Below are 23,494 nucleotides of genomic sequence, written 5' to 3'. Positions count from 1 at the left end.
CGCCGGCCCAGCGTGGCCCAGCGCCGGCCCAGCGCGGCCCAGCGCCGGCCCGGCCCGGCCCGACGCGGCCCGGCCCGGCCCCGGGCGCGGGGAACGCCGTGGGCGTCAGCGCACGGAGGCGCGCGCCGAGAAGGCGATGCTGGCGAGCAGGAAGCCGCCGTTGACGATGGTGAAGGCCACGATCACCCAGAGGACCAGCGCGGGGGCGACGGCCAGTACCAGGGCGGCCACGAAGATCACGGCGCCGTAGTCGCGGACCAGCTTCACCAGGCGGATCGGCAGCGAGGTCGAGGTGACCATGCTGGCCGCGTTCGGGCCGGCCTGCATCACCGAGGTGACGAGGTTGACCATCCAGGTGCCGGCGAAGGTCGCCACCAGCCAGGTCGGGGTCGACGGCTCCTGCGCCACCGCCGTGGCGGCCAGCGCCGCCACCAGGGCGATCTGCGCGGCCACGTCACAGAGCACGTCGACCCGGGCGCCGGCCGCACTGCCCTGGCCGGTCACCCGGGCGAGTTGTCCGTCCGCGCAGTCCAGGGAGTACGCCACCTGCCAGCCCACCAGGGCGAGCACGCCGACCACCCAGGCTGGCACGTCACCGTCCGCGACCGGGCCGGCGAGCGCCACCACGGTGACCGAGGTGGCCAGCCCGAGCACCAGGTTGGTGATGGTCAGCGTGGTCGGGCGCAGCCCCAGCCGCTGGGCGACCAGCGCGAAGGCGGCGCCCAGCCACTGGCTGATCGACTCGCTGAACAGGCCGCCGCCCCGGTTCACCCGGTGGAAGTCGGCGATGGTGGGACGGGGGTCAGCCAAGCTGGTCGCGGATTGCACCGGCGTAGTCTGCCAGCCGCTCCCGCGTCTCGGTAGGCGACAACGCCAGGTGCTCGAGGATCGTGTACCGGTCCGGCCGGGTGCGTGGCGCGAACTGCACCGCCTCGACGAACTGGTCGTCGGTCAGCCCCAGATCGCCCGGGACGGTGGCGAGGCCGTGCCGGTGCAGGCAGCGGGCGAGCTGACCGAACCGCTCCGGGTCGCCCCGGAGGAAGGTGCAGAAGAGCGCGCCCAGCCCTACCTGCTCACCGTGTGAGGCGGTGCCGGGGTAGAGCCGGTCGATGGCGTGGGAGATCTCGTGGTCACCGCCGCTGGCCGGGCGGGTCGACCCGCACACCGAACTGGCGATCCCGCCGAGGATCAGCGCCTCGGCGAGGGTGGTGAGGAACGCGTCGTCGGTGATCTTGCCAGGGTGGTTGATGAGGGCCTCGGCGCCGGTTCGCGCCAGCGTCACGGCAAGGCCGTCGATCGGCTCGCCGCGGACCTCGTGAGCCAGTTCCCAGTCGGCGCAGGCGCTCACGTTGCTGACCGCGTCGCCGATCCCGGCCTGGGTCTGACTGTCCGGCCCGTTCTCCACGAAGTCCAGGTCGACGATCACCGCGATCGGGATGTGCACCCCGTAGGAACCCTTGCCGCCCTCGTGGTCGAGCGAGGCGGTCGGCGAGGCGATGCCGTCGTTGGCGAGGCTGGTCGCCACGGTCACCATCGGGATGCCGTACCGGGTGGCGGCGTACTTGGCGGTGTCGATGGTCTTTCCGCCGCCGATGCCGATCACCGCATCGTAGGAGCGGGACCGGAGCCGGTCACCGAGCTCATTCGCGGCGTCGATGGTGCCGCCGACCACGGTGAAGACGTCGGCCGAGCCCAGGCTGGGCCGGCACAGCTCGGCGATCTTCTCGCCCTGGCCGGGGCCGACCACCACCGCGACGTCACCACCGGCCGAGATCCGCCGGTCGGCCAGCAGCAGCCCCAGGTCGGCCACCGCGCCCCGCCGGACCTCGATCAGCAGCGGGGTGTTGACCGTACGGGCTAGTAGCGGCACGCGATCTCCCGCGCGCGGGCCAGGTCGGCGTGGTTGTCGACCTCGACCCAGGGCACGTCGCCGATCGGCGCGGCCCGCACCTCGCCGCCCCGGTCGGCGAACTCCTGATAGCCGTCCTCGTAGTACAGGTTCGGGTCGCGCCGCCAGGTGGCCTCCAGCGCGTCGGCGAGCGCGTCGGCGACCTGCGGCTCGATGAGCGTGGCGCCGATGTACTCCCCGTACGCCTCGCCCGGGTCCATCACCTTGGTGATCCGGGTGAGCTGGCCGGCGGCGTCGAAGGTGGTCTTCATCTCCTCCTCGGCCAGCGGTTTGAGCGTGTCCACGGCGAGCAGGATGCCCGGCCCGCGCTCGGCGAGCAGGGTCTTCTCCACGCTCACCGGGTGCACGGTGTCCCCGTTGACGAGCAGCACACCGCGCGCGAAGTACTCGCGAGCCAGCCAGAGCGAGTAGGCGTTGTTCCACTCCTCGGCCTTGTCGTTGTGCACCAGGGTGAGCGTGACCCCGTACCGCTTCTCCAGGTCGGCCTGCCGCTCGCGGACCGCGTCCGCCGCGTAGCCGACCACGATCACGACGTCGGTGAGCCCGACCTCGGCCAGGTTGCCCAGCGCGATGTCCAGGATCGTGGTCTCCCCGTCCACCGGCACCAACGCCTTGGGCAGGGTGTCGGTGTACGGGCGCAGCCGGCGCCCTGCCCCGGCCGCGAGCACCATCCCGATCATCCCGACATCCTTCCTCGTGCTGCTCCCCGTCACCGCTGGAGGATAGCCCCGGGCGGGCGGGCCGCTCCGGCCAACCGGCCCAGCCGGGCAGCGCCGCCGCCCAGCCAGGGCAGCGTCGCCGGTCAGCCAGGGGCAGCGTCGCCGGTCAGCCGGGGGCAGCGTCGCCGCCCAGCCAGGGGCAGCGCCGCCGGTCAGCCGGGCAGCGCCGCCAGGTCGGCGAGCATGGTCAACCGCTCTTCCGCGCCGAGCGCGGTGTACGGGCCGGCTGCCCGACGGTCGGTCTCCAGCTCGATGGCGAGCCGTTCCGGGCCGGCCGGCAGGGTGGCGATGCTCGTCGCGGTGTGCCCGGCGGCGGTCCAGGCTGCGGCGTGCGCGTCGGCCCGGTGGTAGCGCAGCGTGCCGAGCCGGTTGAGCAGCAGCACGCCCGGCGGGGTGCCGTCCGGTTCGTGCGGGGGCGCCATCGCGGTGAACGCCGACCCGCCCGGGTCCCCCTCCTCGTCGGCCAGCACCAGGGCGTACGCCAGCAACCGGCCGAGCGCCGCCACCAGCCGCGTCACCCGCTCGTCCTGCCCGGCCCACAGCTCCTCGGTGACCTCGGCGTGCACCTGGTACAGCTCGGTGAGGAAGGCGGCGCCTCGTTCGGTGGCGGACAGCCCGCCGTCCGGTCGGCGGTGGAGCATGCCGTGCGCCACATGCTTGTCCACGCTCCGGTGGCAGACGGCCGGGTCGCGGTACCGGGTGATCGCCGCGAACCCGGGCCCGTCGACCGTGCCACCGGGTGCGGCCAGCCGGGTGCGCAGTTCCACCAGGAATCCGTTGGCGGCCGGCCCGCCGTACCGCTGGCTCAGTTCGGCGCCACCACCGTTCCGACCGGCCAGCATGCCGGCGACGAAGGCCCGGTCCACGGCCGGGGCGAGCAGACCGGCGAACCGGTGCGGCGCCAGCTCGACGGTGTTCACAGACCGATCGACCGCAGGACGGCGAAGCCCTCCTCCGCGATCCGCCGGATCAGCCCGTCGTTGACGTGGCGGTGCTCGTCCAGAACGGTCACCTCGTGCTCGGTCAGCCACCGGTACTCGGTGTGCTTGCCGGCCTCCAGCGTCGGGTGGCCCAGGTCGCCGTCCACCCGGACCAGGAAGTCGTGCTCGATCCGGGCGAGACCGTCGTCGCCGACGTAGTGGTACTCACCGACCTGACCGAGGACGTGCGAGAGGGTCCAGCCGGTCTCCTCGGTGACCTCCCGCCGGAGCGCCTCGTCGACGTCCTCGCCCGGCTCCAGGTGGCCGCCGACGATGTCCCAGCAGTTGGGAAAGAGGCGCCGGTGCGGCGAACGGCGCTGAAAGAAGATGCGGCCGTCGTGGTCGACGATCAGCGCGCCGGCGCAGCGCAGGGGCTCGGTGGACACCGTCCGACAGTAGCGAGCGTGCCGGCGAAACGGCGATGCCCGGTCTTGTCCAGGAAACATTCACGGACCACCATGTCGGTACCGGATGCCACCGTCCCAAAGGGGTGATGCGTGATGCAGGTACGGGAAGCGATGTCCAGCCAGGTCCTCGTCGTCGGTCCGGAGCACACGCTCCGCCAGGCGGCCCGGATGATGTCGGCCCGTGGTGTCGGGTCGGCGGTCGTGATCGACCCGGATTCCGAGGGGATCGGGATCATGACCGAACGCGACGTGTTGAAGGCCATCGGCGCCGGCCTGGACTGCGACGTGGAACGCACCGGCGCTCACCTGACCTGGGACGTGGTCTACGCCGGCCCGGACTGGACGGTGGCGGAGGCGGCCGCCGCGATGGCCCGGGGCGGGTTCCGGCACCTGGTGGTGCTGGACGGCCGTGAGGTGGCGGGGGTGATCTCCGTCCGGGACATCATGCGGGTCTGGGCGGAGAGCCAGGTGGGCGCCGCGACCTGACCGGGCGCACCGGGGTTCGGGCGGGCAGGTGTGCCGGCCGGATCGACGGGTAGGGATACCTTGCGGGAGCGGAGACGCCGTGGCCCGTGGGGGAGGGTCCGATGCGCGACGCGGAGCGCCTGGTCGAGCAGCAGTACGCCATGCTTTTGCGTCGGGACGTGGCCCGGCTGCCGGACCTCTACGCACCGGAGGCGTTCTACTCCATGCCGGGCGTCACGGTCCGCCCGATCGAGTTGCCCGCGCTGCTGCGGACCTGGACCGGCGCCTTCCCGGACCTGCGGGTCGACCCGCTGGGCGCGGTGCGCACGGCCGGGGGCGCAGCCGTGGAGCTGCGCATGAGCGGCACCCACGCCGGCACGCTGCACTCGCCGTTCGGCACCGTCGCGCCCACCGGCCGCACGGTGAGCTGGGACGTGGCCGATGTGGTTCGGGCCCGCCGGGGACGGATCGTCGCCTGGCGGTCCTACTTCGACTGGAGCCAGCTCCTCGACGCGCTCGGCGTGCAGCTGGAGGGACTTTCCCGGGGAGCGCAGCACGACTCGCTCGCCCTTCCGGTCTGATCTGACGCCGACCGGTGGAAACGGGTCACCCGACCCGGTGGCTCAGGATGCGGACATCGCCGTGCCGTCCGCGCGTCCCCCACCGCCGCCCGTACGCTCAACATCCATGACCGCCGAGCAGCTGATCTCCTTCGCCCGTGGGGCTCCCTCGCTGGACATCGTCGATGTCGAGGGGCTCAAGGCCGCCGCCGTCCGTGCCTTCGACGCCGACCCAGCCGGGGTCACGGCCTACGGCACCTCCGTCGGCTACGTTCCGCTGCGCAGGTGGATCGCCGAGAAGCACGGGGTCGAGGCCAACCAGGTGCTGGTCACCAACGGGTCGCTGCAGGCCGACGCGTTCCTCTTCGACCACCTGGTCCGCCCCGGCGACGCGGTGGTGGTGGAGCGGCCGACGTACGACCGGACGCTGCTCAACCTCCAGCGGATGGGCAGCGAGCTGCACGGCGTCTCGGTCCAGCCGGACGGCCTGGACACCGCCGAGCTGCGCAAGCTGCTGGAGTCCGGGGTCCGGCCCCGGCTGGCGCACGTCATTCCGAACTACCAGAACCCGGCCGGCATGACGCTCTCGCTGGAGAAGCGCCGGGAGCTGCTCGACCTGGCCGCGGAGTACGAGTTCACGATCTTCGAGGACGACCCGTACGCGGACATCCGGTTCCGTGGGGACGCGCTGCCGTCGATGCTCTCGCTGGACACCCGCGACGTGGTGGTGCACGCGTCGAGCTTCACCAAGACGGTCTGCCCGGGTGTGCGGGTCGGGTACCTGGTCGGCCCGGCGGATCTGATCGCCGACATCGCCAAGAACGCGACCAGTCTCTACATCTCGCCCGGCATGGTGTCCCAGGCGATCGTGCACCAGTTCTGCGTCTCCGGTGACATCGACCGCTCGATCGGGACGGTCCGGGCGGCGCTGGGCGAGCGGGCCCGGGTGCTCGCCGAGTCGCTGCGCCGGCACCTGCCGCAGGCGCGGTTCGTGGAGCCCGACGGCGGCTACTTCCTCTGGGTGGAGTTCCCGGACGACGTGCTGGTCGACCGGCTCGCCTCCGCCGCGGCCGAGCGGGGGGTCGCCGTGGTGAAGGGCAGCGACTTCATGATCGATGGCGGGCAGCACGCCCTGCGGTTGGCCTTCTCGGCGGTCACCGCCGATCGGATCGACGAGGGTGTCCGCCGGCTCGCGGCCGCCGTCGAGGCCGTCCGCGGCTGACGTTTCTGTCAAGTTCCCGACAGAACGACGATGCCGGCCGTCCCGGGACTCCCGCCCGGACGGCCGGCGGCCCACAATGCTGCGAGCGTCACTCATCAGGCGTAGTGGAGATCAACACCCCCGCCTCCGGTGACGCGCGCAGCACAACCCCCGCCCCCACAGGCGCCGGGTGGGCCGTGTCGTCCCCGCACCCCCCGATGCGACCCGGTCCGCCCGGCGCCGCCCCACGCGACCGCCGTCACACGTGCCCCCGGCCGCGACGGGCGTAGCCTCAAGCCGCAGCCGAGCGCGGGGAGGTGGCGCGATGACGGATCGACCAGGTCAGGGCGGGACACCGTCGCACACCCCCCGGGTGCTGCGACCCCGGGCGTGGCCGTCGCCGGTCCGGGCGATGACCCGGATCCTCAACGCGGACGGCTCGCCGCCCGTGCCGACCCCGGCCGGCACCGGGCGCAGCGGCGTCGTCGACTGCGCGCTCTACGTCGACGGCAAGCGGCAACCGGGCGACTGGACGTACGCCGATGCGCTGGCCGCGGCCCGCCGCGAGGAGCACGGCTTCGTCTGGCTCGGTCTGCACCAGCCCGAGCTGGCCGAGATGACCGCCATCGCGGAGACGTACGGGCTGCACGAGCTGGCCGTCGAGGACGCCGTGAAGGCCCAGCAGCGCCCGAAGCTGGAGCGGTTCGGCGACGTCAGTTTCCTGGTGCTGCGCACCGCGCGGTACTGCGAGCACGCCGAGCTGAACGAGAACTCCGAGGTCGTCGAGACCGGCCAGGTGATGCTCTTCATCGGCCCGAACTTCCTGATCAGCGTCCGGCACGGCGACGCCTGCCGGCTCTCGCCGGTCCGGGCAGACCTGGAGACCAAGCAGGAGCTGCTGCTCCAGGGCCCGTGGTCGGTCGCGTACGCGATCACCGACCGGGTGGTCGACCTCTACCTGGAGGTCGCCGAGCAGATCGAGGACGACCTCGACGTGCTGGAGGCGGAGGTCTTCGACCGCAACGGCCATGGGCGGATCCAGCGGATCTACCAGATGAAGCGGGAGCTGGTGGAGTTCAAGCGGGCCGTGGTGCCGCTACAGCGGCCGCTGATGACGCTGACCTCGCAGGTCAACCGGGAGGTGCCGAAGGAGATCCGGCGCTACTTCCGGGACGTGCAGGACCACCTCAGCCGCACCGTCGAGCAGGTGAACTCCTACGACGACCTGCTGAACTCGATCCTCCAGGCGCGGCTGGCCCAGGTCACCGTCGACCAGAACAACGACATGCGCAAGATCGCTGCCTGGGCGGCCATCGCCGCGGTCTGGACCTCCATCGCGGGCGTCGAGGGGATGAACTTCGACAACATGCCCGAGCTGAACATGACGTACGGCTATCCCGTCGTACTCGCCCTGATGCTCGGCGTCTCCCTGGCCCTCTACCGATGGTTCCGCCGCAACGGCTGGCTCTGACCGCTCGCGCGACAGCGCCGGCGGACGCGGGGAACCGCGTCCGCCGGCGCTCGGTTCGCTGCCGTCGGGGTCAGCGGCGGCCGTTGGTGCGGGCGGTGTCCTTGCCCAGCGCCTTGGTGAGGTCGTCGGCCGGGCGCCCGGAGGCGTCCTTGGCGCCCTCGGCGACCGAAGGGACCTTGTCGGTCGGGCGAACACCGGTCGGCTTGGGCGCACCGGTGGTGCTGGCGCTGTCGCCGCCGGCCACCGCGGAACTACCGGCGCCGGTCATCCCGGCCATCGCGGACCCGTCGGTCCCCTTGGTGGCGGACGGGGTCCGCACCTCGATCGAATCCACCTCGTCGCGCATCGGCTCCAGGGTGCGGGTCGGGTCGTACTCGGCCCACTCCTGCTGCTCACGGCGGCGGCGCAGGGCGACCGCACCGGCCAGCCCGGCGATCGCACCCGCTGCGAGCAGGCCCGTCATCATCGAGCCGCGCCGCCGCGGCTGCTTCTTCTTGGTGATCCGCATGTTCTTCGACCTGGCTTTCCTGGTGAGCGGCCCGGCCTGCGCGGCGCCGTCACGGGCCGCCGCGGCAAGCGGTGCCAGCGTGGTGAGTGTCGTCCCCCAGCCGGTCGAAGCGCGGTCGCGCACCTTGGCCGCAGCCGGTTCGACGTAGCCACGGGCCACCTGGACCCGCGGACCCACCGTTGCGCCGGCGCCCTTGGCGGCGTGGTTGGCTGCCAGCATCAGGTGGCTGATGCTCTGGTTCAGCTCGGCTTTGGCAAGCTGGCCCCGGGACTTACGCCGCCCGATTCCAAACACGGTCCCACCTCCTGGGAGTTGTTCCTTCGTCATCCTCCACCTTCGGATGCCTCCGCGATGCCAGATCGGGCACATGGGAGGATCCGCATGGAACTGACCAACGAGTGAGGAGTACCCGTGGCCGAGGCTGTCTACGCCACCTTGCACACCAACGCTGGCCCGATCCGGCTGGAGCTCTTCCCCAACCACGCGCCGAAGACGGTTCGCAACTTCATCGACCTGGCCGAGGGCAACCGGGAGTACACCGACCCGCGCACCGGTCAGCCGGGCAGCGGTCCGTACTACGACGGCACCATCTCGCACCGGGTGATCAGCGGCTTCATGGTCCAGATGGGCGACCCGACCGGCACCGGTCGGGGCGGGCCGGGCTACAAGTTCGCCGACGAGTTCCACCCGGAGCTGCGCTTCGATCGGCCTTACCTGCTGGCGATGGCGAACGCCGGACCGGGCACCAACGGTTCGCAGTTCTTCATCACCGTGTCTCCGACGCCGCACCTCAACAACCGGCACACCATCTTCGGCCAGGTGGCCGACGAGCAGTCGGTGAAGGTCGTCGACTCGATCGCGAGCACCCCGACCGGCCCGAGCGACCGTCCGCTCCAGGACGTCGTCATCGAGCGGGTCGAGATCGAGCGGTCCGCTGCCTGATCGACGGGCGAGGTACCTTTGCTCGCATGATTGAGCGCTCCGGAGCACCGCACCGGCTGGTGTCGGTGGACCGCGCGGTGGCGGACGGAGGGTCGGCCCGGTGAGCGAGTCTCCGCCGACCACCCCGGTCTGCTACCGGCACCCCGGCCGGGAGACCTACGTCCGGTGCTCCCGCTGCGACCGGCCGATCTGCCCGGACTGCATGCGGGACGCGTCCGTCGGGCACCAGTGCCCGGAGTGCGTCAACGAGGGACGTCGCAGCGTCCGGCCGGCGCGTACCGCCTTTGGTGGCGGTACCGCCGGCCGGCACGGCTACGTCACCAAGGCGCTGATCGCGCTGAACGTGCTGCTCATGCTGCTCTCCATCGCCTCGGACCGAGGCGGGGACGCGGCGGTGGGCGGCTCGGGCTTCGGCGGCCTGATGGGCGGCAGCACGCCGCTGACCAACTGGGGTTCGGTCCTCGGGCTGGCGGTCTTCCCCGACGGCACGCTCGGTGGGGTCGCCGACGGCGAGTGGTACCGGCTGGTCACCGCCATGTTCCTGCACTACGGCGTGATCCACCTGCTGCTCAACATGTGGGCGCTGTGGGTGCTCGGCCGGTCGCTGGAGGCCAACCTCGGCCCGCTGCGCTTCGGGGCGCTCTACCTGATCGCGGGTCTCGGCGGCAACGTCGCCGCCTACCTGTTCAGCGCGCAGAACTCGGCCACCGCCGGCGCGTCCACCGCCGTCTTCGGCCTCTTCGCCGCGCTGATCATCATCGAACGCAAGCTGGGCCGGGACATCTCCCAGGTGATCCCGATCCTGGTGATCAACCTGGTGTTCACGCTGACCGTGCCGGGCATCTCGATCCCGGGGCACCTGGGTGGCCTGGTGGTCGGTGGGGCGATGGCCCTGGTGCTCGCGTACGCGCCGCGCGGTCGGCGCACGCTGGTGCAGGTCGCCGGCGGCGCGGTGATCCTGCTGATACTGCTCGGCCTGGTCCTGTTCCGCACCGCGCAGCTGCTCGCCGGCTGACCCGGTCGGCGCGCGTGTCGTGCCGGGGCGGTCACGCCGGGGCGTCGCGGTCACGCCGGGCGGACCGCCCGCAGCGCCTCGGCCACCTCGTCCGGGGTGGCCCCCAGGTCGTACCGGCCGAACAGGTGCAGCGACTCGCCGGCGTCGATCTCCAGCAGTTCGGTCGTCAGGCCGAGCCGGGGCCGGCGGTCCACGGTGATCCGCTCGACCGTGGCCCACGGCAGCAGCCGGCGGCCGGCGAAACCCTGCGGGACCACCACGCCGGCCGGGTCCACCGCGAGTCGGACCGGCGCGAGGACATCGCGCAGCGCCCAGCCGACCAGGCCGGCGACGACCAGCCCGATCAGTGTCAGCTGCACCGGGTCGCCCTCGGCGAGGAGCAGGCCGAGCGCCACCAGGACGACCGCGCCGGCCAGCTTCGCCAGCGGTACGCCCGCCGGCACCCGCCACTGCCGGACCGGGAAAGCTTCGGCATCCATCCGGCCAGCATGCCAGCGTCCGCACCGCGCCGGCACCCGTCCGCGGGTGGACCGGACCGGGGGCGGACGACCGGTTTGTGGACGACGTAGGATCGGGACAGCTCAAGTTACCCGGGAGTAAACATGAGTGACGCGGTCATCGTCGGCGCGGTACGCACTCCGGTCGGTCGGCGCAAGGGCAGCCTCGCCGGCGTCCACCCGGTCGACCTTTCGGCGCACGTGCTGCGCGCCCTCGCCGAGCGCACCGGGCTCGACCCGGCGCAGGTCGACGACGTCTTCTGGGGCTGCGTGTCCCAGGTCGGCGAGCAGTCCTGGAACATCGCCCGCAACGGCGTGCTCGCCGCCGGGTGGCCCGAGACCGTGCCCGGCACCACGCTGGACCGGCAGTGCGGCTCCAGCCAGCAGGCGCTGCACTTCGCCGCCGCGACGGTCCTCTCCGGCCAGGCCGATCTGGTGGTCGCCGGCGGGGTGGAGTCGATGACCCGGGTGCCGATGGGCTCCAGTGTGGCCGGCGGCATGCCGTTCAGCGACCAGCTCCGGACCCGCTACCGGGGCGTGGAGGGCTTCGCCGACGACGCGCCGCTGCCGTTCAACCAGGGGGTCGGGGCCGAGCTGATCGCTCGGCGGTGGCGCTTCTCGCGTACCCAGCTCGACGAGTTCGCGCTGGCCAGCCACGAGAAGGCGGCCGCCGCGCAGGACGCCGGCGCGTTCGATCCGGAACTCGCGCCGGTGCCGCTCGCCGACGGCGGCAAGTTCGCCGCCGATGAGGGCATCCGCCGGGACACCTCGCTGGAGAAGCTCGGCGAGCTGGCCACGCCGTTCCGCGCCGACGGCGTGGTGACCGCGGGGTCCGCGTCCCAGATCTCCGACGGCGCGGCGGCCCTCGCCGTCACCACCGGCGAGTGGGCCAGCCGGCACGGCCTGCGGCCGCTGGCCCGGATCCACACCGCCGTGGTCGCCGCCGACGACCCGGTCACCATGCTCACCGCGCCCATCCCGGCCACCGCGAAGGCGCTGCGCCGCGCGGGGCTGGGCATCGAGGAGATCGGGGTGTACGAGGTGAACGAGGCGTTCGCCCCGGTGCCGCTGGCCTGGCTGGCGGAGACCGAGGCGGACCCGGAGCGGCTCAACCCGCGCGGCGGGGCGATCGCCCTCGGTCATCCGCTCGGCGGCTCCGGCGCCCGGATCATGACCACGATGCTCCAGCACATGCGGGACAACGGAATCCGCTACGGCCTCCAGACCATGTGCGAGGGCGGCGGCATGGCCAACGCGACCATCGTCGAGCTGCTCTGACTCCCGCCCCGGTCGTTGCGGGGAAAAGTCCTCGCCCCGGCCCGGCTCGGCCGCCTAGGGTGCGCACTGTGACGACGATCGCCGATGAGCGCGCCCCCGACTGGTCCCGAGAGCAGTGGCAGGTGCGGGCCCGTTCCTGGGTGGACGAGCAGCTCAGTCAGGCCGGTCGGCGGGTGACCGGGCCGGTGGAGCCCCGGGTGCGCCCGTGGTCGCTGGTGTGGAAGGTGCCCACCGACGGTGGGCCGGTCTGGTTCAAGGCCAACAACCCGGGCACGGTGCACGAGGCCGTCCTGATCGCGGCGCTGGCCGACCTGGCGCCCGAGCGGGTCCTCGCACCGATCGCGGTGGACCCGGTTCGGGGTTGGTCGCTGCTGCCCGACGGCGGAGAGTCGCTGCGGGACGTGCTGGGCCGTGACCCGGACCTGGCGCACTGGGAGCGGGCGCTGCCCGGGTACGCCGCGCTCCAACTGGCCAGCGCGCCCCGGGCCGAGGAACTGATCGCCCTCGGCGTGCCGGACCACCGCCCCGAGGTGCTTGCCGGGCTGTTCGACGAGCTGCTCGACGACCGTTCGTCACTGCGGATCGGCGACGAAGGCGGGCTCAGCCCGGAGACGTACGAGCGGCTGCGGGCCGAGTTGCCGGCGTACGCCGAGCGGTGCCGCCGGCTCGCCGACATCGGCATCCCGGCCACGGTGCAGCACGACGACCTGCACGACGGCAACGTGTTCGCCGGACCGGACGGGTACCGCTACTTCGACTGGGGTGACGCCTCGGTGGCGCACCCCTTCGGCACGCTGCTGGTGACCCTGCGCTCGATCCGGTACGCCACCGACCTGAATGCCGACGACACCCGACTGGCCCGGCTGCGCGACGGTTACCTGGAGGCGTGGACCGACCGGTACGATCGCCGTACCCTGCTCGAGGCCGCTGACCTGGCAGTGGGCCTGGGCGCGGTGAGCCGGTCGCTCTCCTGGCGGCGAGCCCTCGACACCGCCGATCCGGCCCGCGCCGAGTACGCCGACGCGGTCCCCGGCTGGTTGGCGGAGCTGCTGGAATCCGACCCGGCCTGAAGCCGTCCCGGCCATCCCTGGCGGCCGTCCACGGATCGCGAGCACCGGCCTGGACAGGCGGCGGGTCGAGCGGGCAGGATTTGCCGCTGGCCGCGCCCACCGTCCACATCAGATCGGAATACACGTGACCCTCAGCCCTCCTCGGCTCGACCCGCGTCGTGGCAGCCACCGGGTTCTCGCCGCGTTGGCGGTTGTGGTGTTCGCGATGGGCGCCGGGCTGACCGGCGCCGCGCGGCCGGCGTGGGCCGCCGCCGCGTACAACGGGCCACAGCCCGGGACGTTCACCGGGCTCGGGTTCGACACCTGCGCCGCTCCGTCGAACGCGGCCATGAAGGCGTGGCTGCAGTCGCCCTACCGAGCGGTCGGCATCTACATCGGTGGCGTCAACCGGGGCTGTGCCCAGCCCAACCTGACCCCGAGTTGGGTGGCGACCCAGCAGGCGGCCGGCTGGCGGCTCTTCCCGCTCTACGTCGGCCTCCAGGCGCCGTGCTCGACGTACCAGCGGAAGATCGACCCGGCTCGGGCCGCGGCTCAGGGCCGTGAGGCGGCCGACGACGCGGTCCGTAACGCCCGCAGCCTCGGTTTGTCCCTTGCCAGCACGATCACGCTCGACATGGAGAACTACCCGGCCGGGAACGCCGCCTGCACCGCAGCGGTCAACTCCTTCGTGAGCGCGTGGACCTTGCGCCTGCACCAGCTGCGGTTCCTCTCCGGCTTCTACACCAAGGTCACCTCTGCGGGCTTGGCGGACCAGGTGGCGGTCTACCAGCGGCCGGGGCATGCTCGCCCTGACGTGATCGACTTCGCCCGCTGGGACGGCGTCCAGACGGTGTCGGACAGCGCCCTGCCGGCGTCGTACTGGATGCCCGGCCGTCGGATGAAGCAGTACCAAGGCGACCACCACGAGACCTGGGGCGGGGTGCGGATCAACATCGACAGCAACTACCTCGATCTCCGGCAGCCGCGGCTCCAGCCGAGTTGGCTGCTGCGCGGGGTCTTCCGCGACCAGCCCCGGACCCTCAACCGGCTCGGCGCGCTGCCGCCGACCCGCTGACGCCGGTCGGCCGCCCCTCAGGCCGGGCGGCTCGATGTCGGACAGCCGGTGCGACACCGCGCGTGGAAGTTCCAAAAAACGGCCGTGACCCACGTCACTTCCGTCGAAGAGGTCGTTGGGCAGGTCATGGACGTCTTCTCCCGAACGTTCCTTCCGGCCGCCGCCGAGGCTGGCCTGGCCGTGCAGACCCTGAGCCGGCACATGCCGGTCTTCCGGCGCTGCGTCGGCTCCGGTGACGCCACCATCCTGGTCACCCGCTGCAGCCGCCCGGACCGCCCGATCACCGGCGACTACCTGCTGCTCCTGACCCACCGTCGGTTGGTGGTGACCCAGCAGACCCGGCTGCTGCACCGGCTGCGTCTGCACCTCAACACCGAGTTGCGGGAGCTGAGCAACGTCACCTGGAGCCCCGACCCGCGTCTGCACTCGGTCGAGCTGGCCGCGACCGCCATCGACGGGATCCGCGAGCGGTTCCTGATCCGTACCACCCACCCGAAGCGGGTGTGGCAGCTCGACGCGCTGCTCAACCACGCCTTCCGGACCCGCCTGCGGACGCCCCGCGAGCGGATCGTCGCCACCATCGGCGAGGTGCCGGCCGCCACGCGGCCCAGCGTGCTCCGACCCGTCGTGGCGCGCTGACGCCCCACCGCCCCACCGCTGGCGGCGGCCCTCCGCCCCGCCTTTACCGAACTCGAACACGCGCCGATCGCGCCGAGAGCGCCGGGTCGGCAATCATGGGCCGGTGACCGTCGAACCGCCGCACCGCGGGCTCGTCCTCGTGGTCGAGGACGAGCCGGCCATCGCCGACCTGGTCCGGCTCTATCTCACCCGCGACGGGTTCGGCGTCCACCTGGAGCGGGACGGTGAGGCCGGCCTGGCCGCCGCCCGGCGGCTGCGTCCGGTGGCCTGCGTCCTGGACATCGCCCTGCCCGGGCTGCCCGGCACCGAGATCTGCCGCCAGCTGCGCGAGGGCGGCGACTGGACGCCGGTCATCTTCCTCACCGCCCGGGACGACGAGGTGGATCGGATCGTCGGCCTGGAGCTGGGCGCCGACGACTACGTCACCAAGCCGTTCAGCCCCCGTGAGCTGGTCGCCCGGGTGCGCGCGGTGCTGCGCCGCTCCGCCGGCGGCCCGGAGGGTGCGGACCGGCCGCGCGTCGTCGGCCCGGTGACGCTCGACCCGGCCCGTCGGACGGTCACCGCCGCCGGCGCCCCGGTGCAGCTCACCTCCACCGAGTTCGACCTGTTGGCCCACCTGATGGCCCGGCCCGGGCGGGTCTTCACCCGGGAGGAGCTGCTGGCCGGCGTGTGGGGCTACGCCGCGCACGCCGGCACCCGCACGGTCGACGTGCACGTCGCTCAGGTGCGGGCGAAGCTCGGCCCGGCCAGCGTGATCCGGACCCACCGGGGCGTGGGGTACGCGGCCGATGCCTGACCAGCCCGGTTGGCGGCAGCCCACGGCGCGACCCGAGTCGCCGACCATGACGCTGCCGGTGATCGGCGCCCGACCCCCGACCGCGCCCCGGCGCAGCCGTCCCGGCCGGACGCTGACCACCCGGGCGGTGCTGGTCACCTGTGCCGTGGCGCTGGTGTCGGTGCTGGTCACCGCGATCGTCGCGGTGCCGCTGGCGATCCGGGGCGCGGAGCGACGCGATCAGGAGGCGCTCGCCGCGCAGGCCCGACTCGCCGCCGAGGTGTTGCGGACCCGGCTGGACCGGGGTCGTACCGCCGACGAGGAGCGGCTCATCCAGCAGCTGCGGGCACAGGACATCGACGCGTACCTGATCCGGCGGGGAGTCGTCGACCGGCCGGGCCTGCCACCCCGGGTGGTGCAGCGGATCGAGCAGGGCCGCAACGTGTCGGTCCGCCGGCCGGTCAACGGCAGGCGCGCGCTGGTCGAGGGCCGGGCGCTGCCCGGCGGCAACGGGGTGGTGCTCTCCCGCGCCTCAACGAGCGGGTTGTGGCAGCAGGTGCTGCTCAGCCTCTGGCTGCCGCTGCTGGCGGGGCTCGCCGCCGGCGTGGTGGCCGGGCTGCTGCTGGCCCGCCGATTGGCCCGGCCGATTCGCGTCGCGGCCACCGCCGCCGCCCGTCTGCGTGCCGGGGACCGCGCGGTCCGGGTGCCGGTCGAGCCGCCGGACGAGGTCGCCGACCTGGCCGAGGCGTTGAACGGGTTGGCCGCCGCGCTGGCCACCAGCGAGGGCCGACAGCGGGAGTTTCTGCTCTCCGTCTCGCACGAGCTGCGGACCCCGTTGACCGCGATCCGGGGGTACGCCGAGGCACTGGCCGACGGCGTGATCGACGCGGAGGGCATGGCCGGCACCGGCCGGACGGTGCTGGCCGAGGCCCAGCACCTGGACCGGTTGATCGGCGACCTGCTGGCGCTGGCCCGGCTGGAGGCCGCCGACTTCCCGCTGGAACCGGTACCGGTGGACCTGGCCCGGCTGGCCGTCGACGCCGAGGCGACCTGGTCCGACCGTTGCGCGGCGGTCGGAGTGCCGTTCCGGATGGAGACGCCCGGTGGGCCGGTGCCGGTGTACACCGATCCGGGGCGCATCCGGCAGGTGGTGGACGGGCTGCTGGAGAACGCGCTGCGGGTCGTACCCCCGGGGGCGCCGGTGGTGCTCGCGGTCCGGGCGGCCGGCGCGGACCCGGCCGCCGGCGGCGTGCTGGAGGTCCGCGACGGCGGGCCCGGCTTCACCGACGACGACCTGGCGGTGGCGTTCGAGCGGGGTGCGCTGCACCAGCGTTACCGGGGGGTGCGCAAGGTGGGCAGCGGGCTGGGGCTGGCGCTGGCCGCCGGGCTGGTCCGCCGGCTGGGCGGGGAGATCGTCGCCGGTCACGCGCCGGAGGGCGGCGCCGCGTTCACGGTCCGGCTGCCCGGTGATCCTTACCTGACCCGAACATCGGTCTGACGCTGCGCTCGTCGTCGCCGGGCAGGCTGAGGGCTCCACGGACGAGAGGGACAGTCATGCCACGTTGGGGATTTGCCGCCGCCACCACGTCGTTGCTCACGGCGGTGGCGCTCGGTGTCAGCGGCTGCGGCGCGGCCGAGGTGGCCAGCCAACCCGCCCGGGAGGCCGCCGTCGAGGTCGCCGCGGCGATGGGCGTGGAGGGCCAGGCACTGGCCGCCATGGGCTTCGACGCCAACGACCTGGACGTGCTGACCGTCGCCGCGCCGGCCACCCCGGCGCCCGGTGCCTCGCCCACCGCCCAGGACAAGGCCCGGGAGAAGCGCGGCGAGGAGTGGCGCAAGCGCCGCCAGGCCCGCGTGCTGCTGCGCAGGAACACCCTGCACGGCGAAGCCGTGGTGAAGACGAAGGACGGCGGTACGAAGACGGTCGCCGTGCAGCGCGGTGAGGTGACCGCGATCGACGGTGACTCGATGACCGTGAAGTCCACCGACGGCTTCACCATGACGTGGACCTTCGGCGACGACCTCCGGGTCGTCGAGCGGCGCGCCACCGTGCAGGCGAGCGACGTCAAGGTCGGCACGACGCTCGGCGTCGCCGGGGCGAAGGACGGCGACAAGGGCACTGCCCGGCTCATCCTCATCCCCCGCGCCAAGTGAGAGGAAGGGGCCCTGGTCGACGCCAGGGCCCCTTCCCTCGTCAGTAGACGCGGGAGCCGATGAAGTCGTCGTGACCGTAGCCGACCGGGTTGGCGGCGGTCCGGGGCTCGAACGACCACTGCTGCCGGGTGCTGCTAAAGCAGCCGGCCAACCGCAGCCGCGGACTGCCGAGCCACGGGCTGTCGAACGTCACGCAGAGGTTGCCGGCGCCGGCCGGCTTGATCTGGTTACCGGCGAAGACGAACTGCTGGGCGGGGGTGCCGTTGCAGTCGTAGATGTTGACCGCGGTGCCGGACGTCAGCGACCCGTTCGCGATGTCGAGGCAACGGTCGTGGGAGAGCTCCGAGTGCAGCGACCGCCGGCCCGGGTCGTACCAGAAGCCCTGGTTACGCCCACCGTGGCAGGTGTACGGCTGCTGGACGGTGCCGTTGCGGGAGTCGTACCCCTTGCCGTCGACACAGGTGCCGGTGGCGAGGTTGCGCAGCTGCTTGAACTCCAGCAACCCCGGGTAGAGCACGCCGCCGCCGGTGCTGGCCGGGTCGACGCAGCTGGCCCGCTCCTGCCCCGAGTTCCAGAACTGGGTGATGCACTGGGCGAACATGCCGTGGCCGCGGGCGTTGGGGTGGAACGACTGCCGGGCGGCGTTCTCGTCCCAGATCCCGATCTCGATGTAGAGGCCCCGGACCGAGGTGTTGTCCGTGCACACCTCGTGGCCGTGGAAGAGGCGGCTGGCATCCAGGTAACGGGTGCCGGTCTGGGTGGCCGCGGCGCGCAGCGCCGACTCGAACATCGGCACGGCCTTGTTCCGGGCGAACGCCGCGTCGGCCAGGTAGAGCAGGCAGCCGCCGGAGTACCAGCCGGGGAAGTTCGGGTTGTCCTCCACGTCCGGGCTGCCCGGGCTCGGATACGACATGAGCACCAGTTCGTAGTCCGAGCGCAGGTAGCCGGCCTTGGTCATGGTCTGCCGGATGTCGTTGAGCGCGTCGACCACGGCCTGGCGACTGCCGTCGGTGCGGATCGTCCACTGGTCGGTGTAGCGCGGGTAGCAGGGGCCCTGGAAGAAGACCCGGCTGATCGCGCAGTCGGTGGCGACCGGGCCGAACTGGATCGTGCCGTCGCCGTTCGCGCCGACGACCACCCAGATCAGCTTCACGTGGGTGTTGCGCGCCTTGATCCCCAGGTAGTCGCCCTGGTTCAGCTCGTTGTGCTGGGTCGGGCCGCCGGCGATCAGGTTCCACGGGGTGGCGCCGGAGCAGGCCAGGTTGTACTGCGCGTCCGAGGGGATGCCGGTGCGGAACAGCGCCTGGTCGTACGAGCGGTCGCACCAGTTGCCCGGCTGGTGGGTGCCGGGCACGTAGTTGCCGACCCCCTCACCGGAGATTTCGCTGTCACCCATGGTGATCAGCGCGGTGCGGCGCTGCTCGATCGGGCGGATCGCCGGGCTGCCGTAGAGGGCGGTCGCCTCGGCGGCCCGGATGGCCTCCAGGTTGGCGGGGAGCGGTTGGACGGTCGGCCGGTCGGCGGCGGTGGCGGGGGCGGCGGGTCCGGCGAGCATCGGCAGGACGAGAGCGGCGACGGCGACGGCGACGGTGATGGCCCGTCGTCGGGTCGCGCGTTCGGGCCTGGCGGGGGTAGCAGGCATCGACGCACTCCTTTCGGCTCAATCGCGGGACGTCGATTGAGTTACCAGACGGTAACGTGCCGATCAGCGGATGTGAATGCGCTTCGGATCCTTGCGCGCGGGATGCAGAACCGCCCGGATCGGACGATCCGGGCGGCGCGTCACGCGGTGGCGCGGATGCCCGGCCCCCAGGTCGGCGATATCGGGGTGTCCGGTCGGCCCGATGCCGCGATATCGCCGGCACCGTGTCGATCACCTCCACGGACCCGGGTCAGCGGCCGGGCGGCAGCGCGTACCCGACGTAGCCGCGGAACTCCAGCCGCCAGCCGGCCGGGACCAGCTTGGCGCACGCCGGCTGGCTGCCGGTGCAGACGATCGCGTCCACCGAGGTGGGGTCGGCCGGCGGGCGTTCCGGCAGCACCGACTGCATCGCCAGCAGATCCGGCGAGCGTCCGTCCGGCTGCCGCAGCAGCAGCCACCACGGGTACTCCCAGTTGTCGTTCTGCTGCACCAGCCCGATCCGGCGCGCACCGCTGTCCCGGACCTCGGTGGCGGCCCAGCGGAACTCGTCGGCCCACTGCGGGCGACGCAGGAACCGGGTGTCCCAGTCCGAGGTGGTGAAGACCGAGCCGCTGCCGACGAGCCGGCGGGGGAAGCCGTACGACAGCGCCAGCACCCCGGCCAGCGCCGAGGTGGCCAGCACGGTGACAGCCGCGACCGTGGCCACCGACCGCCGCCCAGGGCCGGTACCCGCTCCGTCGGCCGCCGCAGCCGCGAACTGGCGGCGGAAGAGCGCGTCGAGCCAGAGCCCGGCCAGTGGCACGGCGAGCACCAGGGCGTAGAGCAGCAGCCGGTTTCCCCACGGCTGCCACTTGATCATCGAGGTGTGCAGCAGGACGGTGGCCAGCACCACCACCGCGTACCCGCGCAACGGCCCCGCCTGCCCGGCGTCGATCCGGCGCGGCCGGACGAGCGCGACAGCGACGCCGATCAGCGCCAGCGCACCGGCGAGTGGGAACGCCACCCGGTCCTCGTCCGGGTACCAGGCGGGCTCCGGAAAGACCTCCCGGCCGAAGGTGATCGCCCGGTCCTGCGGGTCGACCCCGATCGCGTCGGCCCCGCCGATGATCACCTCGGCGCCCAGCCGGCGCAGCGGCGCCAGCGGGGTGTCGAACGCGGTGTGCCCGATCCGCAGCGCGTTGACCAGGATCGACGGCGGATCGTGTCGTTCCATCGGGATCGACTCGCGCAGCCGGGGTGGCCCCAACGGGTGCCCGAACTCGGCCGTCACCCGGGCCAGGAACGGCCCGACCACCATGGCCGCGACCAGGAGGATCAGCACCGAACCGCCGACGGTGCGGGCCACCCCGCCGACCGGCCGCGGTCGCCGCACCTGACCGACCGCCGTCGCGCCGGTCGGTGTCCGGTCGGCGGCCAGCGCCAGCCGGAGCTGGGCCAACCCCCAGAGCACCAGCAGCGGACCGACCGCGATCAGACCGCTGGTCTTGGTCACCGCAGTCAGCCCGGTGGCCGCGCCGAGCGCGAGCAGGGTGCCCCAACCGTTCCGGCGGCGCAGCCCGTCCAACACGAGGGTCGCCGCGCAGGCCACCCAGGCCGCGCAGACCAGGTCGGTCTGCGTACTCGTCGCCTGTAGCGCCACCATCGGCGTGCTGGCCAGTACGAACGCGGTGATCAACTGGGCCCGCCGGCCGCCGCCGAGCTGCGCGGTGATCCGCGCCGCCACCAGCAGGCAGCCCACCCCGGCCGCCCACTGCACCAGGTTGTACAGCTGGTCACCACCGGTGAGCAGGCGCAGGTGCAGCAGCAGATACTCGGCGCCGGGCGGGATGGTCACCTGCCGGTGGATGGCGGTGGCCCAGAAGTCGAGGTCGCTCTGGGCCACCCAGTGCTCGACCTTGGGCAGGTGGTACGTCTGAGAGTCGAAGTTGTTGGGCTCGGCCAGTAACGCGACCAGCAACTCCAGCAGGACCAGCCCGCCGATCGCGCCGGCGAGCAGGCGCTCGCCCCGACCCGCCGTACGCCAGGTGTCGACCGCCACGGCGAGCAGAACGCCGGGCGTCCGAACGACCCGCCGGGACGCGGGGTCACTTCCGGCGTCGCCGCCGTCGGCGAGCGGGCCGGGTGTCTCCGGGCCGGGCCCGGCGGGCACGGTGGCGCCGACCGGAACCGCTCGGCGTGTCGCGGCGGACGGCTGCGCGAGCCGACTCACCCGGCGCCACCGCAGCCCCGCGGCCGTCGCGGCGACGGCCAGGAAGAGCAGCCAGGCGGCGACGAACGCCGGTCGGGTGAGCGCGTGCAGAGCGCCCAGCAACTCGACGACGAGCACCGCGTACGCGCCCGTGAGCACAGCGGCGCGCACCACCGCGAGCCGCAGCGGCGCCACCGCGTCGACCCCGCGTGGCCTCGTCGCGACGGTGAGCAGGAGCACCGCGGCGGCAGGAACCGCCGCGAGCAGAGAGCCGGCAGCCGACATGGCGGGAAGTAAACACCATCCGGCTGAAGTCGCCACGATGACGGCCCGGCGGTGGCGGCCGGCGTCGGCTGACCAGCCAGGCTAGGCTATGCCCGACGTATTGTCGCCACCGTGGAGATTTCCGTGAAGCTCTCGATCCTCATGCCGGTCTACAACGAGGAAGAACGCATCGCGGATGCCCTCAAGCAGGCATTGGCAGTGGACTATCCCTGCGAGATCGAGCTGGTCGTGGTCGACGACGGCAGCCGGGACGGCACCGGCGAGATCCTCGGTCGGGCCGACGACGCCCGCCTCCGGGTCATCACCCACCAGCGAAACGCCGGCAAGGGCGCGGCCATCAAGACGGCGGTGGACAGCGCCGAGGGCGACTACATGGTCATCCTCGACGCCGACCTGGAGTACGACCCGCAGGACATCCCCAAGCTGCTCGACCCGGTGCTCGACGGGCGGGCCACGGTGGTCTACGGCAATCGCACCTTCGGCAGCCACAGCGCCTACAGCTTCTGGTACGTGATGGGCAACAAGGGCGTCACGATGGCGGCCAACGTGCTGTTCAACTCGTACATCGGCGACCTGGAGACCTGCTTCAAGCTGATGCCGGTGGCGCTCTACCGGTCGCTCGAGGTGCGCTCGCGCGGCTTCGGCATGGAGGCCGAGGTGACCGGCAAGCTCCTGCGCCGCCGGATCCGTCCGTACGAGGTGCCGATCAGCTACCGGGCGCGTGGCCGCGAAGAGGGCAAGAAGATCACCTGGAAGGACGGCGTCGAGGCGATCTGGATCCTCGGCCGGGAACGCGCCCGCCGCCGTCCCACCACGCCGGCTCGCTGACCGGTCAGCGACCGGCGGCCAGCAGGGCCCCGGCCAGGAAGGCGTCGACGGAACGGCGCAGGCCGGCGCTGTCCAGCCCGTGCCACCGGTTGTGGTCCTCGGGCGAGCCGTAGCGACGCAGATCCGCCCTCCCCACCCCGAGCGCCAGCAGCCGATGTGGCCGGTCCACCAGGGCCGCCGACACCACCCGGCTGGACGTGCCGGCCAGGTACGGCTCGACCAGGATCACCTCGGTTCCCGCCCGTGCCCGCAGCCCGGCGGTGTCGAACGGTCGCGGCCGGTGGGTGTAGGCCACGGTGACCGGCAGATCGGCGACCGCGGCCAGCGCCGCGTCCAGCGCCGGTCCGACCGCCACCAGCAGCGGGGCCCCGGGCCCGGCATTCCGCACCACCGCGAGCGAGCCGTCGCCGCCGCGTGGCCGGTCGTTCCGCAGTACCGAGAGCCGCAGGTACGCCGAGCCGTCGCCGGCCACCGCGTCCCGCAGCAGCGCGGGCACCTCGGCCGGGTGGCCGGGGACGTGCACGGTCCAGCCGTGCAGGGTGTCGATCAGTGACACGTCCGCCGGGGACAGGTGCGTCCGGCCGGCCGCCGCGCGGTCGTACGAGGCTCCGACGCTGACCAGCACCGCGGTCGCGGCCTGATGGTCCAGGTCCAACTTGAGCTGCTCGTACGCCCGCTCGATGAGGAACGGCGCGTAGCTGTGCACGATCGGCCGCAGGCCGGTGAGGGCGAGGCCGCCGGCCACTCCGACCATCAGCTGTTCCCGGATGCCGACGTTGAGCACCCGGTCCGGATGCCGCGCGGCGGCCGGGGCGAACGCGGCGGCGGAGATGTCCGCGAGCACCAGCGCTGTACGCGGATTCTCGGTCAGCAACTCGGCGGTGGTGTCGATGAAGATGTCGCGCAT

The 23,494-nt window shown here is 72.8% G+C and carries 24 protein-coding genes; 14 read left to right on the top strand and 10 right to left on the bottom strand.

What is annotated here, in order from left to right; translation table 11 throughout:
• Positions 1-105 precede the first annotated feature (105 nt).
• The 5 genes from EAD89_RS07155 to EAD89_RS07135 form a co-directional block, all read right to left on the bottom strand.
• The gene (locus tag EAD89_RS07155) at positions 106-828 is read right to left on the bottom strand and encodes a CDP-alcohol phosphatidyltransferase family protein (RefSeq protein ID WP_121656501.1); all 723 of its coding nucleotides are present in this window, start codon (positions 826-828) and stop codon (positions 106-108) included.
• Positions 803-1,870 carry an iron-containing alcohol dehydrogenase family protein gene (locus tag EAD89_RS07150; protein ID WP_121656500.1) on the bottom strand — a complete coding sequence of 356 codons (1,068 nt, stop codon included), beginning with the start codon at positions 1,868-1,870 and terminating at the stop codon, positions 803-805. Before EAD89_RS07150 ends, EAD89_RS07155 begins: the two co-directional genes overlap by 26 nt.
• Positions 1,858-2,589, bottom strand: coding sequence for a sugar phosphate nucleotidyltransferase (locus tag EAD89_RS07145; RefSeq protein ID WP_121675159.1), 732 nt, complete (start codon positions 2,587-2,589; stop codon positions 1,858-1,860). The genes EAD89_RS07150 and EAD89_RS07145 overlap by 13 nt, the downstream gene beginning before the upstream one ends.
• Before the next feature lie 191 nt (positions 2,590-2,780).
• Complete coding sequence (locus EAD89_RS07140) at positions 2,781-3,548, bottom strand: hypothetical protein (protein WP_121675158.1); 768 nt, start codon at positions 3,546-3,548, stop codon at positions 2,781-2,783.
• Positions 3,545-3,994, bottom strand: a complete 450-nt coding sequence (locus EAD89_RS07135) for an NUDIX hydrolase (protein ID WP_233578284.1) — start codon at positions 3,992-3,994, stop codon at positions 3,545-3,547. The genes EAD89_RS07140 and EAD89_RS07135 overlap by 4 nt, the downstream gene beginning before the upstream one ends.
• A 114-nt stretch (positions 3,995-4,108) precedes the next feature.
• Between EAD89_RS07135 and EAD89_RS07130 the strand changes: the two genes are divergently transcribed.
• The 4 genes from EAD89_RS07130 (at position 4,109) to corA (ending at position 7,712) form a co-directional block, all read left to right on the top strand.
• Positions 4,109-4,501, top strand: coding sequence for a cyclic nucleotide-binding/CBS domain-containing protein (locus tag EAD89_RS07130; RefSeq protein ID WP_121656496.1), 393 nt, complete (start codon positions 4,109-4,111; stop codon positions 4,499-4,501).
• Between the two features lie 101 nt (positions 4,502-4,602).
• On the top strand, positions 4,603-5,061 hold the full coding sequence (locus tag EAD89_RS07125; protein WP_121675157.1) for an ester cyclase: 459 nt from the start codon (positions 4,603-4,605) through the stop codon (positions 5,059-5,061).
• 106 nt (positions 5,062-5,167) lie between these two features.
• Complete coding sequence (locus EAD89_RS07120; RefSeq protein WP_121656494.1) at positions 5,168-6,262, top strand: PLP-dependent aminotransferase family protein; 1,095 nt, start codon at positions 5,168-5,170, stop codon at positions 6,260-6,262.
• A 304-nt stretch (positions 6,263-6,566) separates the two neighbouring features.
• Complete coding sequence (corA, locus tag EAD89_RS07115; RefSeq protein WP_121652564.1) at positions 6,567-7,712, top strand: magnesium/cobalt transporter CorA; 1,146 nt, start codon at positions 6,567-6,569, stop codon at positions 7,710-7,712.
• 70 nt (positions 7,713-7,782) lie between these two features.
• On the opposite strand, the gene EAD89_RS07110 is transcribed toward corA, so the two are convergent.
• Positions 7,783-8,547, bottom strand: coding sequence for a hypothetical protein (locus EAD89_RS07110; RefSeq protein WP_121675156.1), 765 nt, complete (start codon positions 8,545-8,547; stop codon positions 7,783-7,785).
• 84 nt (positions 8,548-8,631) lie between these two features.
• Here EAD89_RS07110 and EAD89_RS07105 point away from each other — a divergent pair, with 84 nt between their 5' ends.
• Positions 8,632-9,162 (top strand): peptidylprolyl isomerase, encoded by a 531-nt coding sequence (locus EAD89_RS07105; RefSeq protein ID WP_109817197.1) that lies wholly within the window; start codon positions 8,632-8,634, stop codon positions 9,160-9,162.
• A 100-nt stretch (positions 9,163-9,262) separates the two neighbouring features.
• Positions 9,263-10,177, top strand: a complete 915-nt coding sequence (locus tag EAD89_RS07100) for a rhomboid family intramembrane serine protease (protein WP_121652566.1) — start codon at positions 9,263-9,265, stop codon at positions 10,175-10,177.
• A gap of 50 nt (positions 10,178-10,227) precedes the next feature.
• On the opposite strand, the gene EAD89_RS07095 is transcribed toward EAD89_RS07100, so the two are convergent.
• Positions 10,228-10,656, bottom strand: coding sequence for a PH domain-containing protein (locus EAD89_RS07095; RefSeq protein WP_121675155.1), 429 nt, complete (start codon positions 10,654-10,656; stop codon positions 10,228-10,230).
• Between the two features lie 123 nt (positions 10,657-10,779).
• Here EAD89_RS07095 and EAD89_RS07090 point away from each other — a divergent pair, with 123 nt between their 5' ends.
• From EAD89_RS07090 to EAD89_RS07060, 7 genes are all read left to right on the top strand, one after another.
• Positions 10,780-11,952, top strand: coding sequence for an acetyl-CoA C-acyltransferase (locus EAD89_RS07090; protein ID WP_121675154.1), 1,173 nt, complete (start codon positions 10,780-10,782; stop codon positions 11,950-11,952).
• Between the two features lie 68 nt (positions 11,953-12,020).
• The gene (locus EAD89_RS07085; protein WP_121675153.1) at positions 12,021-13,022 is read left to right on the top strand and encodes a phosphotransferase; all 1,002 of its coding nucleotides are present in this window, start codon (positions 12,021-12,023) and stop codon (positions 13,020-13,022) included.
• 124 nt (positions 13,023-13,146) lie between these two features.
• The gene (locus EAD89_RS07080; RefSeq protein ID WP_233578283.1) at positions 13,147-14,076 is read left to right on the top strand and encodes a DUF1906 domain-containing protein; all 930 of its coding nucleotides are present in this window, start codon (positions 13,147-13,149) and stop codon (positions 14,074-14,076) included.
• A 126-nt stretch (positions 14,077-14,202) separates the two neighbouring features.
• Complete coding sequence (locus EAD89_RS07075) at positions 14,203-14,715, top strand: hypothetical protein (RefSeq protein WP_121675152.1); 513 nt, start codon at positions 14,203-14,205, stop codon at positions 14,713-14,715.
• Positions 14,716-14,818: 103 nt separating this feature from the next.
• On the top strand, positions 14,819-15,511 hold the full coding sequence (locus EAD89_RS07070) for a response regulator transcription factor (protein ID WP_121652571.1): 693 nt from the start codon (positions 14,819-14,821) through the stop codon (positions 15,509-15,511).
• A 46-nt stretch (positions 15,512-15,557) separates the two neighbouring features.
• On the top strand, positions 15,558-16,988 hold the full coding sequence (locus EAD89_RS07065) for a HAMP domain-containing sensor histidine kinase (protein ID WP_233578286.1): 1,431 nt from the start codon (positions 15,558-15,560) through the stop codon (positions 16,986-16,988).
• Between the two features lie 56 nt (positions 16,989-17,044).
• Entirely contained in the window at positions 17,045-17,644 is a 600-nt protein-coding gene (locus EAD89_RS07060) for a hypothetical protein (protein ID WP_121652573.1), read from the top strand.
• Between the two features lie 40 nt (positions 17,645-17,684).
• Here EAD89_RS07060 and EAD89_RS07055 read toward each other — a convergent pair whose 3' ends face one another.
• Positions 17,685-19,286, bottom strand: coding sequence for a ricin-type beta-trefoil lectin domain protein (locus tag EAD89_RS07055; RefSeq protein WP_121675150.1), 1,602 nt, complete (start codon positions 19,284-19,286; stop codon positions 17,685-17,687).
• A 250-nt stretch (positions 19,287-19,536) separates the two neighbouring features.
• Positions 19,537-21,759, bottom strand: coding sequence for a phospholipid carrier-dependent glycosyltransferase (locus EAD89_RS07050; RefSeq protein ID WP_233578279.1), 2,223 nt, complete (start codon positions 21,757-21,759; stop codon positions 19,537-19,539).
• A gap of 123 nt (positions 21,760-21,882) precedes the next feature.
• Here EAD89_RS07050 and EAD89_RS07045 point away from each other — a divergent pair, with 123 nt between their 5' ends.
• Positions 21,883-22,587 carry a glycosyltransferase family 2 protein gene (locus EAD89_RS07045; protein ID WP_089018515.1) on the top strand — a complete coding sequence of 235 codons (705 nt, stop codon included), beginning with the start codon at positions 21,883-21,885 and terminating at the stop codon, positions 22,585-22,587.
• 4 nt (positions 22,588-22,591) lie between these two features.
• On the opposite strand, the gene EAD89_RS07040 is transcribed toward EAD89_RS07045, so the two are convergent.
• Positions 22,592-23,494 carry a transketolase family protein gene (locus EAD89_RS07040; protein WP_121675149.1) on the bottom strand — a complete coding sequence of 301 codons (903 nt, stop codon included), beginning with the start codon at positions 23,492-23,494 and terminating at the stop codon, positions 22,592-22,594.

This window comes from Micromonospora sp. BL4 (assembly GCF_003667505.1).
GTDB lineage: Bacteria > Actinomycetota > Actinomycetes > Mycobacteriales > Micromonosporaceae > Micromonospora.
This window is presented reverse-complemented; position numbering and strand designations above follow the sequence as displayed.

Bases quoted from the DNA above. Each gene is read 5' to 3' on its own strand.
- EAD89_RS07145 (WP_121675159.1), bottom strand. From the start codon at position 2,589: ATGATCGGGATGGTGCTCGCGGCCGGGGCAGGGCGCCGGCTGCGCCCG.
- EAD89_RS07130 (WP_121656496.1), top strand. From the start codon at position 4,109: ATGCAGGTACGGGAAGCGATGTCCAGCCAGGTCCTCGTCGTCGGTCCG.
- EAD89_RS07125 (WP_121675157.1), top strand. From the start codon at position 4,603: ATGCGCGACGCGGAGCGCCTGGTCGAGCAGCAGTACGCCATGCTTTTG.
- EAD89_RS07120 (WP_121656494.1), top strand. From the start codon at position 5,168: ATGACCGCCGAGCAGCTGATCTCCTTCGCCCGTGGGGCTCCCTCGCTG.
- corA (WP_121652564.1), top strand. From the start codon at position 6,567: ATGACGGATCGACCAGGTCAGGGCGGGACACCGTCGCACACCCCCCGG.
- EAD89_RS07110 (WP_121675156.1), bottom strand. From the start codon at position 8,547: ATGACGAAGGAACAACTCCCAGGAGGTGGGACCGTGTTTGGAATCGGG.
- EAD89_RS07095 (WP_121675155.1), bottom strand. From the start codon at position 10,656: ATGGATGCCGAAGCTTTCCCGGTCCGGCAGTGGCGGGTGCCGGCGGGC.
- EAD89_RS07090 (WP_121675154.1), top strand. From the start codon at position 10,780: ATGAGTGACGCGGTCATCGTCGGCGCGGTACGCACTCCGGTCGGTCGG.
- EAD89_RS07075 (WP_121675152.1), top strand. From the start codon at position 14,203: ATGGACGTCTTCTCCCGAACGTTCCTTCCGGCCGCCGCCGAGGCTGGC.
- EAD89_RS07065 (WP_233578286.1), top strand. From the start codon at position 15,558: ATGACGCTGCCGGTGATCGGCGCCCGACCCCCGACCGCGCCCCGGCGC.
- EAD89_RS07060 (WP_121652573.1), top strand. From the start codon at position 17,045: ATGCCACGTTGGGGATTTGCCGCCGCCACCACGTCGTTGCTCACGGCG.
- EAD89_RS07055 (WP_121675150.1), bottom strand. From the start codon at position 19,286: ATGCCTGCTACCCCCGCCAGGCCCGAACGCGCGACCCGACGACGGGCC.
- EAD89_RS07050 (WP_233578279.1), bottom strand. From the start codon at position 21,759: ATGTCGGCTGCCGGCTCTCTGCTCGCGGCGGTTCCTGCCGCCGCGGTG.
- EAD89_RS07040 (WP_121675149.1), bottom strand. From the start codon at position 23,494: ATGCGCGACATCTTCATCGACACCACCGCCGAGTTGCTGACCGAGAAT.